This is a genomic window from Alcaligenes sp. NLF5-7 (genome assembly GCF_024266725.1).
Lineage (GTDB): Bacteria > Pseudomonadota > Gammaproteobacteria > Burkholderiales > Burkholderiaceae_B > Alcaligenes > Alcaligenes phenolicus.
The window spans coordinates 2,654,496-2,669,390 of the sequence record NZ_CP100755.1; the positions used below are offsets into that span (position 1 = coordinate 2,654,496).

The following is a 14,895-nucleotide window of genomic DNA, read 5'->3' on the forward strand; positions in this document are numbered from 1 at the left end:
AACAACAGGTAGATCAATGACACAGAGACAGGAGCACACGATGTTCAAGGATCGCATTCGTTCCCCCGAATTGGAAGGCAAAGTCATGACCGCTCAGGAGGCAGTCGCCTTCTTCAAAGACGGGATGAATGTCGGGATGAGCGGTTTTACCCGTGCAGGGGACTGTAAGGTCATGCCTCGTGCCTTGGCCGAGCGCGCCCAGACCGAGCAATTAAAACTGAATGTGGTTACCGGCGCTTCGCTGGGTAATGATAGCGACGGCATGATGGCCGAGGCCGGTGTGCTGGCCCGCCGCTCGCCGTTTCAAGTGGACTCGGTGCTGCGCCGTCATATTAATGAAGGCAAGGTCCTGTTTACCGATCAGCACTTGTCCCTGACGGTGGAGCACATGCGTTCGGGCAACCTGCCTGCCATTGACATCGCTGTCATTGAAGCGGTTGCCATTACAGAAACCGGCGCAATTGTGCCGACGACCTCGGTAGGAAACTCGGCCAGCTTTGCCCAGCAAGCCAAACAAATCATTGTTGAGCTGAACCTGAGCATGCCAGTGGAAATGGAAGGCTTGCACGATATCTATGTGCCCGAGGCCCGCCCCAACCGTCAGCCTATTGAACTGACGGATGTGGACCAGCGTATTGGTACCACCGCCATTCAGGTGGATCCTTCCCGCATCGTGGGTATTGTGGTGACCGACGCTTTGGACAGCCCCTCCAGCGTGCTGCCACCTGATGAAGAAACCCAGGCAATTGCCGGTCACATTATTGAATTCCTGAAAGGCGAAGTAGACGCTGGCCGTATGAGCCACTCCCTGCTGCCCTTGCAGGTGGGAATCGGTACGATTGCCAATGCCGTGACTTACGGCTTGCTGGATTCTCCCTTCACCGACCTGAGGATGTACTCGGAAGTCTTGCAGGACAGCGCAATTGCCATGTTGGACTCCGGCCAGTTGAGCTTTGCCTCGGCTTCGTCCTTGACTCTGTCTGCTCCCAAGATGGCGCAGTTCCTGGAAGGCCTGGAAAACTACCGCGACAAGCTGGTGCTGCGTCCACAGGAAATCAGTAATCACCCAGAATTGGTGCGTCGCTTGGGCATTATTGCGATCAACACCGCCCTGGAATTTGATATCTATGGCAACGTGAACTCCACGCACGTCTGTGGCACCCACATGATGAATGGCATTGGCGGTTCCGGCGACTTCGCCCGTAATGCGCACCTGTCCATTTTTGTCAGCAAGTCCGTCGCCAAGGACGGCGCCATCTCCAGTGTGGTGCCTATGGTGTCGCACGTAGACCACTGCGAGCATGATGTGGCCGTGCTGGTCTCCGAATGGGGCCTGGCTGATTTGCGCGGTTTGGCTCCTCGTGAACGTGCCCGCGTCATCATCGAAAAATGTGCCCACCCCGACTACCGTCCTGCTTTGCTGGACTATCTTGAGCGCGCCAGCAAACGTGGTGGCCACACGCCCCACATCCTGGAAGAGGCCTTGTCCTGGCACGTTCGTTTCCAGCAAGCAGGCACCATGAAACAGGAGCAATTCCAGACCCAGGAACTTGCGACTGCGTAGTCCATCAGGTCTGGTAATGCGTAGCCGAGTCAGTCCGGCAGCGCAGACCTTACAAATTGACCTGATCGCCCCTGGCATTCCACCCGTGCCAGGGGCATTTTTTTAGCGCTAAAATTGCGGATTCTGCTGCGTTTAGCGAGGCCAGCGTGTTCGAACAAATCGGTATTGTCAATTTCTGGGCCTTTGTGGTGGGTACGGTGTTTATCGTGCTTTTGCCCGGACCCAATTCTTTATACGTCCTGGCCAGTGGCGCCGGACATGGCGTGCGCGAAGGCTATAAAGCAGCCTTGGGCGTGGTCGTGGGCGACGGCATTTTGATGACGCTGACGGCCCTGGGCGCTGCCTCGCTGCTCAAGACGCTGCCCATGTTGTATATGGGCATACGCTGGCTGGGTGCGGCCTATTTGCTGTATTTGGGTGTGCGGCTTTTACAGTCGGCCTTCAGGCAAGGTGGCCCGGTTCAGTCTGTGGACACGCGTTTGCGTCACGAAACCCGCTTTCGCAAGGCCTTGCTCCTGAGTTTGTTGAACCCCAAGGCCATCTTGTTCTTCCTGTCCTTCTTCGTGCAATTTGTGGACCCGTCCAAAGGTCACACGGGCCTGGCCTTTATGTTGCTGGGCCTGGTGGTGGAACTGATCAGCATTTGTTATTTGTCTTTGCTGATTTTTGGCGGAGATCGCCTGGCAGGAATTTTCCGACGCCATCAGCGTCTGTCCCGGATGGGCAATGGCTCGGTGGGGCTGCTGTTCATGGGCTTTGCCGCCCGTATGATCAGCGACTAAGCCAGTTGCTTCAGAGCGCAGCAGTTCTGACAGCACTTATTTATCAGTTTTAAGGAAAACACCATGAGTAGCAAAATCCGTGTCGGTATTGCAGGTTACGGCAATTTAGGGCGAGGCGTAGAGCTGGCCCTGGCACAAAACCCGGACATGGAGCTGGTCAGCGTTTTTACTCGTCGTGACCCTGCTTCCCTGCGTCTGCAAAGTGCAGGCGTGCCCGTGCGCGCCCTGGACCAGATCGAACAGTACCGCAATGATATTGACGTGCTGATTCTCTGTGGTGGCTCTAAAAATGACCTGCCCGAACAAGGCCCGGCCTTGGCCCGCTGGTTCACGACGGTAGACAGCTTTGATACCCACGCCCGTATCCCTGAGTACTACGAAGCCGTGGATGCCGCCGCCAAAGGCGCAGGCACGACCGCCTTGATCGCGGTGGGTTGGGATCCAGGCCTGTTTTCGCTGAATCGCTTGTATGGCGAGTGTGTCTTGCCTGTTGGCCAAACGTACACCTTCTGGGGCAAAGGCTTGAGTCAAGGTCACTCCGATGCCATCCGCCGTGTGGCCGGTGTAGCCGGTGGTGTGCAATACACCTTGCCTATCGAAGCAGCGGTACAGCGTGTGCGCAACGGGGAGCAGCCCGAGCTGAGCACCCGTGAAAAACACAAGCGTCAGTGCTTTGTGGTCCTGGAAGAGGGCGCCAGCGCCGACGCCGTACGTGAAGCCATTGTGACCATGCCCGATTACTTCGCGGACTACGACACGGAAGTTAATTTTATTGACGCTGAAACCCTGGCACGCGATCACGCGGCAATGCCTCACGGTGGTTTTGTGATTCGTAGCGGTCAGTCCGGCGCGGGTTCGCAACAAGTGGTGGAATACGCCTTGAACCTGGGCAGCAACCCGGAATTTACCTCCAGTGTGCTGGTTGCCTACGCGCGTGCGGCCTACCGCATGAACCAGCAAGGTCAAACCGGTGCCCAGTCCGTGCTGGACGTGGCCCCTGGCCTGTTGTCGCCTAAATCGCCTGCGCAATTACGCAAAGAATTGCTGTAAATCCTGGTTTCAGGCTGCGGCCCGGCTCAGCTTGCCTGAGTCGGGCCGCAGGTCTTGCTGGTTTGCGCACAAATGATTCAGTGGGTCAATAAAGGGTAAAATAGCGCCCATTCCTCACTACATTGAGTGTTCTCATGCGCTTATTGATCGCACTGCTTCTGCCCTGGTTGGTCTTTTTCACGATCGGTCGACCTGTAGCGGGCATTATTTGCCTGATTCTGCAGTTGACCGTCATTGGATGGATACCGGCCGCTATTTGGGCGGTATATTCTCTTAGCCAATACAAAACTGACAAGAAAATTGAACAAGCCCTGGGCAAGCGTTAAGCCCTAGGTTTTCCTTCCTTTTTGCACGTCTGAGCAGGCCATGATGCGCTTGCTCGGGCGTTTTATACTTTTTTGCTGATACAGCCATGACCCTATCGTCTCCCGTGGGCCATTCTTCTGAGTCCGGTGAGCAAACGGTATCCGTAGACCCCAAGGCTGTGCCACGCCTGGAACTTCGCAATATCACCAAGGCCTATCCGGCGGTGGTAGCCAACGACAATATTTCCCTCTCTATCCTGCCGGGGCAGATTCATGCCGTGCTGGGGGAGAATGGCGCGGGTAAATCCACCTTGATGAAGATCATCTACGGTGTGGTCAAACCCGACCAGGGCCAGATTCTGTGGGACGGCCAGCCCGTCCAGATCAGCAGTCCGGCGGCGGCCCGACAGTTGGGCATCGGTATGGTGTTCCAGCATTTTTCCTTGTTTGACACCCTGACTGTCACGGAAAACATTGCATTGGGCTTGCCTGCTTCGACCAATATGCAGGAGCTGGCTGGTCGAATTAGTGAAACGGCCAGTCAATATGGTCTGGATCTGGACCCCCAACGTCATATCCATACTTTGTCCGTGGGCGAGTGCCAGCGGGTTGAAATTGTGCGTGCCTTGCTGGGCAAGCCAAAGCTGCTGATTCTGGATGAGCCAACCTCGGTATTGACCCCGCAGGCAGTACGCCGCTTGTTTGGCACTTTGCGGCAACTGGCTGCTGAGGGTTGCAGCATTGTCTATATCAGCCACAAGCTCGATGAAATCCGTGAGCTGTGCAATGCCTGTACGGTCATGCGTATGGGCAAGGTCACCGGCTATTGCGACCCTCGCGAAGAAACCACGGCCAGCCTGTCGCGCCTGATGATTGGTGCCGAGCCTCAGTCTCTGGGTGAACGCAGCATGCAACAAGGCGGGACGCTCTTGCAGGTGCGTAATCTGCAGTTAAGCAAATCCCATCCTTTTGCCTGTGAATTGCAGGATGTCAGTTTTGATCTGCACCAGGGCGAAATTCTGGGGGTGGCGGGTATTTCCGGTAATGGTCAGCAGGAGTTGCTGGCTGCCTTGTCAGGTGAAGATACCCGCGCACGGGCAGACATGATTTTGCTGGATGGTCAGGCGATTGCCCAACGCGATGCGGCTTGGCGACGAGATCAGGGCATGGGCTTCGTACCTGAAGAACGCTTGGGACGCGGTGCTGTGCCGGAATTGTCATTGGCTCAGAACCTGCTGCTGTCTCATCAGAACCCGGAAACGGTGAAGCGCGGTTTTCTGCGTTTTCCCAGCATTCGCCGTCTGGCAGGCGGGATTATCAAGCGTTTCCGCGTCAAGACTTCCAACGAGCAGGCCGCTGCCAACAGCCTGTCAGGCGGGAACCTGCAAAAGTACATTATTGGCCGTGAAGTCACCCGTCAGCCGCGCATTCTGGTCATTGCCCAGCCCACCTGGGGTGTGGACGTAGGGGCTGCCGCCCAGATCCACGCCGAGCTGCTGGCCCTGCGCGATGCGGGCTGTGCCTTGCTGGTCATCTCTGAAGAGCTGGATGAATTGTTTGCGATTGCCGATCGCCTGATTGTTATCTCCAAAGGTCGTATGTCTCCCTCTATTCCCGTGGCGCAAGCCAGTGTTGATCAGATTGGGCAATGGATGAGCGGTTTGTGGGAGGAGGGTGAACATGCTCAGGCTTGAGACTCGTGCCACGCCCTCTACCTTGATGGCCTGGTGCTCCCCTTTGCTGGCTGTCTTGCTGACCATGGTGGTCGCCGGAACCTTGTTCTGGTCGCTGGGCAAGAATCCTCTGGCGGGCTTGAACGTATTTTTTCTGGAGCCTTTGCGTGACCTGAATGGTTGGGCTGAGGTGGGCGTCAAACTGGTGCCCTTGCTGCTGATCTCGGTCGGTCTGGCCATCTGTTTCAGAGCCAATATTTTCAACATCGGGGCGGAAGGGCAGTTGGTGATGGGCGCCTTGGCAGCCGGGGCCTTTATTCTGCAAGTGGACGATGGCGATAACGGTGGTTTTTTCCTGATTACCGTGGCTTTGGCCTGCGGCATGCTGGGCGGCATGGCCTGGGCTGCTATCGTGGCTTTCCTGAAAGATCGCTTCAATGCCAACGAGATTCTGGTGTCCCTGATGCTGGTCTATGTGGCCCAGCACTTGCTCAGCTATCTGGTACACGGTGCCTTGCGCGATCCCGATGGCTTTGGTTTTCCGCAGTCCAGCCTGTTCTCGGACGGCTTTTTGTTGCCCGCAGTCTTGCCCGGCACGCGCTTGCATAGCGGTATTGTGCTGGCAGTGATCGCTTCGGTGGCGGCCTGGCTTTTCCTGACACGCAGCATGGCCGGTTTTCGCTTGCGCGTGGGGGGTATGGCCCCATTGGCTGCTCGTTACGCCGGTTTTTCCTCCCGTAAAGCCTTGTGGAGTTCCTTGCTGATTTCGGGGGCATTGGCCGGTCTGGCTGGTGCAGCGGAAGTCATGGGCCCGGTTGGGCAACTGACCCCTTCGATATCTCCCGGCTATGGTTTTGCGGCCATTATTGTGGCCTTTGTGGGGCGACTGCACCCGCTGGGACTGATTTTTTCCTCTTTTGTGATGTCCTTGCTCTATATCGGTGGGGAATTGGCCCAAAGTCGTTTGGGCTTGCCCAATGCGATTACCGGCATTTTCCAGGGCATCCTCTTGTTTTCCTTGTTGGCTTGTGACGTGCTCATCACCAAGCGTTTGGTCTGGAGAAAGTAATGGACGCGATTGCACCTTTGCTCGCCGCAACCATCAACGCAGGCACCCCTTTGCTCCTGGCAGCCTTGGGTTTGCTGATTAATGAAAAGTCGGGCGTCATCAATCTGGGCTCGGAAGGCATGATGCTGATGGCGGCCATTGTGGGCTTTGCGGTGGCCGTGCAAACCGGCAGCCCTGCTTTGGGCTTTGTGCTGGGCGCGGTGGTTGGCATGGTCATGGCAGCCGCCTTTGCCTGGCTGACCGTCTGGCTGGGCGCGAATCAGGTGGCTTGTGGTTTGGCCCTGTCCTTATTCGGGGTAGGGGCCTCGGCCTATATTGGCTTGCCCTTTACCGGCAACTCCCTGGTCGTGACCAAGCTGTCCATTCCCGTACTGAAAGATATTCCCCTGATCGGGCCTGCTTTTTTCCAGCAGCATTACATGGTCTATGTGTCCTGGGTGCTGTGTATTGCCGTAGCCTGGTTCCTGACTCGTACCCGCTCCGGTCTGGTGCTGCGCGCGGTGGGTGAATCGCCTGCCTCGGCGCACTCGCTGGGCTACAACGTGCGCTACATTCGCCTGGGTGCCTTGATGTTTGGTGGTGCCTGCTGCGGTCTGGCTGGTGCTTTCATCTGCCTGGTTTACACGCCCATGTGGGTCGAGAATATGGTTGCCGGGCGTGGCTGGATTGCGTTGGCGCTGACAACGTTTGCAACCTGGCGTCCCTGGCGCGTCATGCTGGGCGCTTACTTGTTTGGTGGGGTCACGATCCTGACCTATCATGCGCAGGCTCTGGGTGTTCCGGTAGCCTCGCAATTGCTGGCCATGATGCCGTATTTGGCCACGATTATTGTGCTGGTTTTAATTTCCCGAAACGCTAACTGGATCAGGTTGAATATGCCTGCATCGCTTGGCAAAAACTTCAATCCCAACAACTAGAGGACTGACATGACTGGAAACTTTATGCGCAAGGCTCTTTTGGCCGCTGCCATCGCTTCCCCCCTGGCCGCCTTGCCTGTGTCCGCTCAGGCAAACGATCAAGAACCCCTGAAAATCGGTTTTGTGTATGTCAGCCCCATCGGTGAAGCCGGTTGGACCTGGCAGCAAGACATTGGCCGTCGTGAAATGGAAGAGGCCCTGAAAGGCCGCGTGGTCACTCAGTACGTGGAAAACGTGCCTGAAGGTGCTGACGCAGAGCGCGTCATTCGCGATCTGGCCCAGCAAGGCAACAAGCTGATCTTCACAACCTCGTTTGGTTACATGAACCAGACGCAGAAAGTGGCCAAGCAGTTTCCGGACGTGAAGTTCGTGCACTCCACCGGCTACAAGACGGCTCCTAACGTGGCCACCACCAACGCCCGTTTCTACGAGTCCCGTTACCTGGCTGGCGTATTGGCCGGCAAGATGACCAAGTCCAATGTGGTCGGTTACGTGGGTGCTCACCCCATTCCTGAAGTGCTGCAAGGCATCAACGCCTTTGCCATCGGCTTGAAGAGCGTGAACCCCGAAGCCCAAGTGCGCGTGGTTTGGGCCAATAGCTGGTACGACCCAGGTAAAGAGCGTGACGCAGCGGTCACGCTGCTGGGTCAGGGCGCGGACGTGGTGACTCACCACACCGACTCCACCGCCACCGTGCAAGCGGCTGAAGAAGCTGGCAAGTACGCGATTGCCTACCACTCCGACATGAGCAAGTTCGGTCCTAAAGCCCAACTGGCTGCCGTGACCCACCACTGGGGTGATTACTTCACTCGCAAAGCCACTGAAGTTCTGGATGGCAAATGGCAGAACGACAGCACCTGGGGTGGCCTGAAGTCCGGTATGGCTGCTTTGGAAGGCTTCGGTCCTGAAGTGCCTGCTGATGTGAAAGAGTTCGTTCTGGCCAAACAGGCCGAGATCGTGGCTGGCACACTGCAACCTTTTGCCGCTCCTATCAAGGACAACGATGGCAAGGTGCGTCTGGAGTCCGGTTTCCTGGATGACGATGCCTTGAACCGCATGGATTACTACGTGGAAGGCGTGGCCAGCAAACTGCCCAAGCAATAAGCTGCCCTGCAGTCTGTAGATAAACAAAAGCCCCTTGTCGGAAAGTCCGACAAGGGGCTTTGTTGTAGGTGGCGTGTGTAGCTTTTCACGCTGTAGCTTGGGTAAAGTCTGAGCTTGTTCGGTGTTTGCTTCGGGTCTGGTTTGTCATCCGTTCAGGAAGACAAGGCTGACGCACAGAGCTGCAATACAGAGTCGCCATGCAAAATTGATCTATGGAACCGACCTCAGAACTATGCTGCCTGTGCAGGCCGCTTGCGGCCCAAGCGTGTCGATGCCCGCATCCAGCGCAGCGTCATCAGCACGGCAACTACAGACAAACCTGTCACCAGCCCGATCCAGATTCCCATCCCGCCCATATTGAACTGGAAGGCCAGCAAAGAGCCCGTAGGAACGCCCAGCACCCAATACCCTAGCAAGGCCAGCAGCATGGGTATGCGCGTGTCATGCAGGCCGCGTAGCATCCCTGCAGCCACGGCCTGGGCACCATCACTGATCTGAAACAGCGCGGCCAGCGCCAGGAAGGTAATGGCCAACTGAATAACGGTTTGGTTTTCGGCGACATCCAGATCCAGAAACAGGCCAATCAGGGTCAAGGGGGCGAACCAGAATACCAGAGCCGCCAGTCCCATGAAGCCTACCCCCAGAATGTAGGAAATCCAGCCGGCACGGCGGGCACCCAAAGGATCGACCCGGCCTGCGGCCAGCCCCACACGGATGGTGGCAACCTGACTGAAGCCCAAAGGAATCATGTAGGACACCGAGCAGATCTGCATGGCAATCGCGTGTGCGGCCAGATCAGATTGCCCCAGTACGCCCATCATCATGACGGCGGCGTAAAACACCAGGGTTTCCAGGGTGAAGGTAATCGCAATGGGGATGCCCAGCGCCCACATTTTCCACAGACGCTTCACACTCCACTGCCAGGCATCGTTGAACAGGTAGTAGCGTCGGAAGCGCGGATCCCGCAGTACCACCCAGCTCAAACCTGCGAACATGAAGAAGCTGGACAAGGTAGTGGCCAGACCTGCGCCTGCCAGTCCCATGGCGGGCATGCCCAGATTGCCAAAGACCAGGAGCCAGCCCAGCACGGCATTGATACCGATCGCGATGACGGCCACCGCCAAAGTCCATCCCGGCTTTTCCATGGCGGCCAAGAAGGAGCGCAGCACGATGTAACCCAGATAGGGCAGCAAAGCCCATTGCAGGGTGTGCATATAGGTGACCGAGCGCGCCGCGACAACGGGGTCCTGGCCCATCATCAGCAAGATATGCTCGGCATTCCACAACACAATCCAGGCAGGCAGGGTAATCAGTAAGGCCGTCAGAAAGCCGTGACGGATGATTTGCTGGGATTCGCGTACATTGCGCAGTCGTCGGCCCAGTGTTGTGGCCAGCATGGGAACGACAGCGGACACCAGCCCCATGCTGAAAATCATGAAGGCCTGATACAGACTGGCGGACAGTGAACCGGCAGCCAGCTCATCAGGACCCAGTCGGCCCATGTAAATCAGGTTGGTTGCCAACAGGCTGACTTGAGCCAGGTTGGTCAGAATCAGGGGGCCGCCCAATCGCAGGGAGGATTGCAGCTCCGCCAACCAGAGCTGGCTCGGGCTGGTAGTTTGAGACTTTGCAAACATGGTTTATTTGGCGCGAGGCAGGGACCAGGTGCTGATAACTTGTGCGACAGCCGGGCCACCGTTGGCCGGTTCCAGCAGCACATCGCCCGCGCAGGTACGGCCGGTCTTGTGAATCCGGGCATGAGCCAGAATATCGCCGGGAGGGGCCTTGCGCAGGAAATTGATGGTCAGGCTGGAGGTGACAGCATCGGGGTTGCCCGTGGCTCCGACTACAGCGGCATACAAGGCCAGATCAGCCAGCCCCATCAGCATGGGGCCTGCCACCATGCCGCCCATGCGCTGGTGGGCATTGCGCTCGGGCAAGCGCAAACAGGCGTTGTCGTGGCCTATGTGGACAACATCAATACCCAAAACGGCGGCAAAGGGATGCAGACGCTCCAGAAGATCACGAAACTGAACAATATCGATTTTAGGCTCGGGTGCAGAGTGTGTGCTGGTCATGACGTCGTCACTGAAAAGAAGGCCGTTGTAAGAAGGGCATACTGGCTGGTACTGTATCAGATCGTCCCGCGTATCGGGGTAGTTCGGCGCCCGGCTGTTCAGGGCTGGACCCATTCCAATCGATCAACAAGAAGCGAGGAGCATCATGAAACGCAGCGCAATTGTGTTTGCCTTGAGTTTGCTGGCATCAACCGGCACCGTGATGGCACAGGGGCATGGAGGCCATGGTCGTGGCACGCCCGAACCGGTACGCGCCTTGAGCACGCAGGTCCATGCCAGCCAATGCTGGGTGCGCATGATGCCCGAGCCCACACCTTCCGCCGCCTATCTGGAACTGGAGAACAAGGGTGAGCAGTCCGTAGCTGTGACAGGAGCCAGCTCATTGTCCTTTGGGCATGTGATATTGCATCAAACTAGCGAGAGCGAGGGGATGGCGCGCATGTCGCATGTCTCCGAGGTGGAGATCCCGGCAGGGGGAGTATTGAGCCTGAAGCCGGGGGCTTTCCACGTGATGCTGGGTCAGGCCAAAGAAGACTTGGCCCTGGGGGAGCGCATCATCTTGAGCATTCATCTGTCGGACGATACTCAGGTCCAGGCCGAGTGCGAGTTGCGACCTGCCAAGACACAGGCTTATTAAACGTAATTAGCGTTTGGATAGAGACCGGGAGCTGGCCGCTGCATGCGGCCAGTTTTGCATTGGGCTTCAGGCTTGCAGCGCGTCCAGCACCGCCTGGTTGAACGCCTTGGGATTGGCCAGATTCATACCGTGGGCAGCCAGCGGGATGCGGTGCATCTGATCCTCGCGTCGGTGCTGACGAATGATGTCCATGCAGTGGTGATAGCGTGTGGGGCTGTTTTCACCCGTGATGAAGCTTAAGGGTGCCTTCATCTGCTTGAGCCACTCCAGGTCCGGACCTTGATTGGGCTCTTGCTGCTGATCCAACATGGTGTGGGCGTTGTCCTGAATCATCTCGCGGAACCAGCGTGTCATTTGCTTCCACGTCCCCGAGCCATTGACCGTATCTACGAACAGAGCCATGGCACCATCGCGGTCACCCTGTTCCAGGTGTTCGGCCACTTGCTGGAACAAGGGGGCATAGGAGTAGGCACCGGGAGTCGGAAAGCCGGGATCTGCCAGGGTCAGGCTGGCCACCTGCTCGGGCATTCTTTGAGCCAGTAGCAGGGCAACATGACCACCGCGAGAGTGCCCCACGATATGCACTTTCTCATCAGGAATATGCTGATCCAGCAAGGCCTGCAAGTCCTGGGCGTGTTGCGCCGTATTGAAGTGGCCGGGGCTGGGTGCTCCGGGCCAGTAGGAGCGCAGGCTGGGAGCCAGAACCCGATACTGGGTAGCAAAGGCGGGGATCTGCCAGCGCCAGTAGCGCCAGTCGCACAGGGAACCGTGGATCAGCAAAACGGGTGCGCCTTGTCCCTGATCCACAAAGGTGTGGCGATAGCCTTGCGCGGTCAGTTCAAGTGTGGAGAAGTCGGCAAAAGGGTTTGTCATGGCAAGCAGTAGAGGTCAGGCAAGGATGGGCCACCTGAAAAAAACAGACCGGGTCTGAACCCGGTCCTTGTGGCATTGCGCGCTGGGTGATTATTCCAGCAATTTCAAGCGGCTGCGCGCGGTCTCGGCTGCCTCGGATTGTGGGTAGTCCTTGACGATACGCTGCAAGGTGGTTTTGGCACCGCTCAGATCGTTCAGTTCGATCTGGCTGGAGGCTGTCACCATCAGGGCATCAGCCGCGCGTGGGCTTTGTGGGGAGGCCTTCACAAAAGCCTGGAGTTTCTGAATGGAGGTCTTGAAGCTTTTGATCGCGTACAGGCTGCTGCCTTCGTAAAAGCGCACTTCGTCAGCCAGAACGCTGGACGGGTAGGCGGCCAGAAAACCGGCAAAGGCATCGGCGGCGGGCTTGTATTGGCCAGCGCGGTAAGCGTCCATGGCACTATCAAAGACGGCTTGTTCTTGTGGGTCAGCGGCATGAGGGCTTTGCTGGCCGGGAGCCGGGCTATTGGCCTGGCCTTGGCCGCTGGCTTGCCAGCTCAGTTTCTCTACCTGGCCGCGCAGCGACACCACCTCGGAGCGCAGGGTATCAATTTGATCAGCCAATTGCAGGCGAGCCTGGGTGTTTTGCTCGTTCATCTGACGAATTTGCTGCCGCAGCTCCAAAATGGCGCGTCGGGCCTCGTCATCGGCAAAGGCCTTGGCCGGCAGGCTGGCGAACAGGGCGGCCGTAGCGAACAGGGTAACGGTCGCGAGACGAAAAGGCTTTTTATAAGCGTGCATAGTGAAGTCCGTTAAAAAATGTGCATCCGCAATGCGCAGGCTCCTCACCTGCCGGTTTCCCCTCTGTTGGGGGCTGTGATCTGGGGGCTTTTTGCCGGCCTGGCGAGCCCGCTGTCCAGCATAACGAATTTTCAGTGGATCGGGCACAGCGCCGATAAAAAACGCCGCGGCGTTAACAACCGCCACGGCGTCGGAACCACTTGGTCGATGCAGAAATTATCGTTGGTAAACGATGTCTGCGCGACGGTTTTCAGCGTAATCAGCTTCGGTGTTACCCAATGCTTTTGGACGCTCTTTACCAAAGCTCACAGCTTCGATCTGGCTGTTGCTTACGCCCAGCAGACCCAGCATGCGTGCCACGGCGTCGGAACGACGCTGACCCAGAGCCAGGTTGTACTCGGCACCACCACGCTCGTCGGTATTACCTTCGATGCGTACGGTTTGCTGAGGATGGCTGCTCAGGTAAGAAGCGTGCATTTCTACTAGGCCACGGTACTGGTCGTTAACCACGTAGCTGTCGTAGTCAAAGAACACCGAGCGTTGTTGTGCCAGTGGGCTTTGAGGGTTGAAGGGGTCCATGATCTGGCCTGCGCTGGCAGAGTCCGATCCTGTACCGCCGGTTGAACCGGAGCCAGATTGATCCAGAGGAACCGAGCTGCAAGCAGCAAGGGCGGCAGCCATAACGGCGAGGGTAAGACTTTTAAGAATGCGCGAGCTCATTTGAATTCCTTTTGAAAAAGAGTCACACAGGATGTCAGTTGGTAAATGGTCCCCAGGTGGGTTCGCGTACTTTGCCATTCAAAGACGAGAGGGTCTGACGAACGCGACCATCCACGGATGTCACAGCTAGGACACTGCGGCCCCCCTGAACAGAACTATATAAGATCTGCATCCCATTAGGGGCGAAACTCGGAGACTGATCGTCGGGACCTGTCGTCAGCAGTTGCTCAGCTCCTGATGCCATATCTTGAGTGGCAATTCGGAAAGCACCGTTTCTGCGTGTGACGTATACAAGCCTAGTACCGTCTGCAGAGACCTCCGGTGAAATATTGTAACTCCCGTTGAAGGTAATGCGCTGTGCATCGTCACCACCCAGACTTACTTTGTAAATATTGGGAGCACCACCACGATCGCTCACAAATACAAGGGAGTTGCCATCGGGCGTAAAACTTGGTTCAGTATCGATCAAGGGAGAACGCATCACGCGGCGCAATCCGGAGCCGTCCGTATTTAGCGTGTAAATCTGCGAAATACCGTCTCTGGAGAGCACAACAGCGACCTGATTGCCGTTAGGAGCCCATGCGGGACTACTGTTATTACCCTTGAAATTAGCTAACGGTTCGCGGTGACCGGTGGCCAAAGTTTGCACATATACAACAGGTTTGTCGTTTTCGAAGCTCACATAAGCCAGTTTTTTACCGTCAGGAGACCAGGCTGGGGAGATGATTGAGTGTCGAGAACGCAACATTACTTGCGGATTTTGCCCATCCGCGTCAGCAATTTGTAACTCGTAATTGTTGCCTGTTTGCAACACGTAGGCCAGTCGAGTCGAAAAAACACCGCGCACGCCGGTAATTTTTTCATAAATCCGGTCTGCAATCTGGTGAGAAATACGGCGCAGTTCTTTTTCACTGCCCGCAAAAGCCACCCCATCCAGCTGTGTTTGACGGACCGAATCCACCAGGCGATAGCTGATGGAATATTGGCCACCGGTCTGGGCAACTGAACCATAAGCCAGGTAATCGGCACCGCGATTGCGCCATTCGTCGTAGGCAATCGTGCTTTCTGCATTCAGTCCAGCACCGGTGGCATTGATCAATTGGAATTGACCCGAACGGGTCAGGTCGGCACGGATAACTTCAGCTAGCGATTGGCTGGCTGGGTTGTCAGCAAAATCGGCGATCGCGATGGGGTACTGGGTAGCACCCACACCCGATATATCGACCCGCAGTTGGGCCTGGGCCGGTTGGCTGGCGAACATGCCAGCGGCCAGGGCAAACGCTCCAGTGGCCGTGGCGCGCCAATGACGACCTAAGGTCGCCAGGGCTGGGGTAGCGGCGGTC

15 protein-coding genes are annotated in these 14,895 nt (G+C 57.0%); 9 read left to right on the plus strand and 6 right to left on the minus strand.

The features are described 5' to 3' along the window. The first annotated feature begins 40 nt into the window (after positions 1 to 40). The 8 genes from MID00_RS12165 (at position 41) to MID00_RS12200 (ending at position 8,464) form a co-directional block, all read left to right on the plus strand. Positions 41 to 1,564: an acetyl-CoA hydrolase/transferase family protein gene (locus tag MID00_RS12165; protein WP_009454847.1), complete on the plus strand. Its 1,524-nt coding sequence runs from the start codon at positions 41 to 43 to the stop codon at positions 1,562 to 1,564. A 146-nt stretch (positions 1,565 to 1,710) separates the two neighbouring features. After that, positions 1,711 to 2,346, plus strand: a complete 636-nt coding sequence (gene leuE / locus MID00_RS12170; protein WP_026485490.1) for a leucine efflux protein LeuE — start codon at positions 1,711 to 1,713, stop codon at positions 2,344 to 2,346. A 63-nt stretch (positions 2,347 to 2,409) separates the two neighbouring features. Beyond that, on the plus strand, positions 2,410 to 3,396 hold the full coding sequence (locus tag MID00_RS12175) for a diaminopimelate dehydrogenase (protein WP_250756031.1): 987 nt from the start codon (positions 2,410 to 2,412) through the stop codon (positions 3,394 to 3,396). 134 nt (positions 3,397 to 3,530) lie between these two features. Then, positions 3,531 to 3,722, plus strand: coding sequence for a YqaE/Pmp3 family membrane protein (locus tag MID00_RS12180; protein WP_009454854.1), 192 nt, complete (start codon positions 3,531 to 3,533; stop codon positions 3,720 to 3,722). A gap of 86 nt (positions 3,723 to 3,808) precedes the next feature. Then, positions 3,809 to 5,395 carry an ABC transporter ATP-binding protein gene (locus MID00_RS12185; RefSeq protein WP_080748106.1) on the plus strand — a complete coding sequence of 529 codons (1,587 nt, stop codon included), beginning with the start codon at positions 3,809 to 3,811 and terminating at the stop codon, positions 5,393 to 5,395. After that, positions 5,382 to 6,443, plus strand: coding sequence for an ABC transporter permease (locus MID00_RS12190; RefSeq protein ID WP_026485492.1), 1,062 nt, complete (start codon positions 5,382 to 5,384; stop codon positions 6,441 to 6,443). Before MID00_RS12185 ends, MID00_RS12190 begins: the two co-directional genes overlap by 14 nt. Continuing rightward, entirely contained in the window at positions 6,443 to 7,360 is a 918-nt protein-coding gene (locus MID00_RS12195) for an ABC transporter permease (RefSeq protein ID WP_009454860.1), read from the plus strand. The genes MID00_RS12190 and MID00_RS12195 overlap by 1 nt, the downstream gene beginning before the upstream one ends. 24 nt (positions 7,361 to 7,384) lie before the next feature. Beyond that, positions 7,385 to 8,464: a BMP family ABC transporter substrate-binding protein gene (locus MID00_RS12200; protein WP_009454862.1), complete on the plus strand. Its 1,080-nt coding sequence runs from the start codon at positions 7,385 to 7,387 to the stop codon at positions 8,462 to 8,464. Positions 8,465 to 8,694: 230 nt separating this feature from the next. Here MID00_RS12200 and MID00_RS12205 read toward each other — a convergent pair whose 3' ends face one another. Both MID00_RS12205 and MID00_RS12210 read right to left on the minus strand, forming a co-directional pair. Further along, on the minus strand, positions 8,695 to 10,101 hold the full coding sequence (locus MID00_RS12205; protein WP_009454864.1) for an MATE family efflux transporter: 1,407 nt from the start codon (positions 10,099 to 10,101) through the stop codon (positions 8,695 to 8,697). 3 nt (positions 10,102 to 10,104) lie between these two features. Continuing rightward, on the minus strand, positions 10,105 to 10,542 hold the full coding sequence (locus MID00_RS12210; RefSeq protein ID WP_035273402.1) for a PaaI family thioesterase: 438 nt from the start codon (positions 10,540 to 10,542) through the stop codon (positions 10,105 to 10,107). A gap of 145 nt (positions 10,543 to 10,687) precedes the next feature. Between MID00_RS12210 and MID00_RS12215 the strand changes: the two genes are divergently transcribed. Next, positions 10,688 to 11,179, plus strand: a complete 492-nt coding sequence (locus MID00_RS12215; RefSeq protein WP_254498891.1) for a copper chaperone PCu(A)C — start codon at positions 10,688 to 10,690, stop codon at positions 11,177 to 11,179. Positions 11,180 to 11,245: 66 nt separating this feature from the next. On the opposite strand, the gene MID00_RS12220 is transcribed toward MID00_RS12215, so the two are convergent. The 4 genes from MID00_RS12220 to tolB all read right to left on the minus strand — a co-directional run bounded on the left by MID00_RS12220 (position 11,246) and on the right by tolB (position 14,813). Next, on the minus strand, positions 11,246 to 12,052 hold the full coding sequence (locus MID00_RS12220) for an alpha/beta fold hydrolase (protein ID WP_254498892.1): 807 nt from the start codon (positions 12,050 to 12,052) through the stop codon (positions 11,246 to 11,248). A gap of 90 nt (positions 12,053 to 12,142) precedes the next feature. Next, complete coding sequence (ybgF, locus tag MID00_RS12225; protein WP_250756025.1) at positions 12,143 to 12,832, minus strand: tol-pal system protein YbgF; 690 nt, start codon at positions 12,830 to 12,832, stop codon at positions 12,143 to 12,145. A gap of 216 nt (positions 12,833 to 13,048) precedes the next feature. Next, positions 13,049 to 13,552 (minus strand): peptidoglycan-associated lipoprotein Pal, encoded by a 504-nt coding sequence (gene pal, locus MID00_RS12230; protein ID WP_009454878.1) that lies wholly within the window; start codon positions 13,550 to 13,552, stop codon positions 13,049 to 13,051. Positions 13,553 to 13,586: 34 nt separating this feature from the next. Then, positions 13,587 to 14,813, minus strand: coding sequence for a Tol-Pal system beta propeller repeat protein TolB (gene tolB, locus MID00_RS12235; RefSeq protein ID WP_250757250.1), 1,227 nt, complete (start codon positions 14,811 to 14,813; stop codon positions 13,587 to 13,589). Positions 14,814 to 14,895 lie beyond the last annotated feature (82 nt).

Coding starts and splice junctions, on each gene's coding strand:
- MID00_RS12165 (WP_009454847.1), top strand. CDS start 41: ATGTTCAAGGATCGCATTCGTTCCCCCGAATTGGAAGGCAAAGTCATG.
- MID00_RS12175 (WP_250756031.1), top strand. CDS start 2,410: ATGAGTAGCAAAATCCGTGTCGGTATTGCAGGTTACGGCAATTTAGGG.
- MID00_RS12180 (WP_009454854.1), top strand. CDS start 3,531: ATGCGCTTATTGATCGCACTGCTTCTGCCCTGGTTGGTCTTTTTCACG.
- MID00_RS12185 (WP_080748106.1), top strand. CDS start 3,809: ATGACCCTATCGTCTCCCGTGGGCCATTCTTCTGAGTCCGGTGAGCAA.
- MID00_RS12190 (WP_026485492.1), top strand. CDS start 5,382: ATGCTCAGGCTTGAGACTCGTGCCACGCCCTCTACCTTGATGGCCTGG.
- MID00_RS12195 (WP_009454860.1), top strand. CDS start 6,443: ATGGACGCGATTGCACCTTTGCTCGCCGCAACCATCAACGCAGGCACC.
- MID00_RS12200 (WP_009454862.1), top strand. CDS start 7,385: ATGCGCAAGGCTCTTTTGGCCGCTGCCATCGCTTCCCCCCTGGCCGCC.
- MID00_RS12205 (WP_009454864.1), bottom strand. CDS start 10,101: ATGTTTGCAAAGTCTCAAACTACCAGCCCGAGCCAGCTCTGGTTGGCG.
- MID00_RS12210 (WP_035273402.1), bottom strand. CDS start 10,542: ATGACCAGCACACACTCTGCACCCGAGCCTAAAATCGATATTGTTCAG.
- MID00_RS12215 (WP_254498891.1), top strand. CDS start 10,688: ATGAAACGCAGCGCAATTGTGTTTGCCTTGAGTTTGCTGGCATCAACC.
- MID00_RS12220 (WP_254498892.1), bottom strand. CDS start 12,052: ATGACAAACCCTTTTGCCGACTTCTCCACACTTGAACTGACCGCGCAA.
- ybgF (WP_250756025.1), bottom strand. CDS start 12,832: ATGCACGCTTATAAAAAGCCTTTTCGTCTCGCGACCGTTACCCTGTTC.
- pal (WP_009454878.1), bottom strand. CDS start 13,552: ATGAGCTCGCGCATTCTTAAAAGTCTTACCCTCGCCGTTATGGCTGCC.
- tolB (WP_250757250.1), bottom strand. CDS start 14,813: ATGTTCGCCAGCCAACCGGCCCAGGCCCAACTGCGGGTCGATATATCG.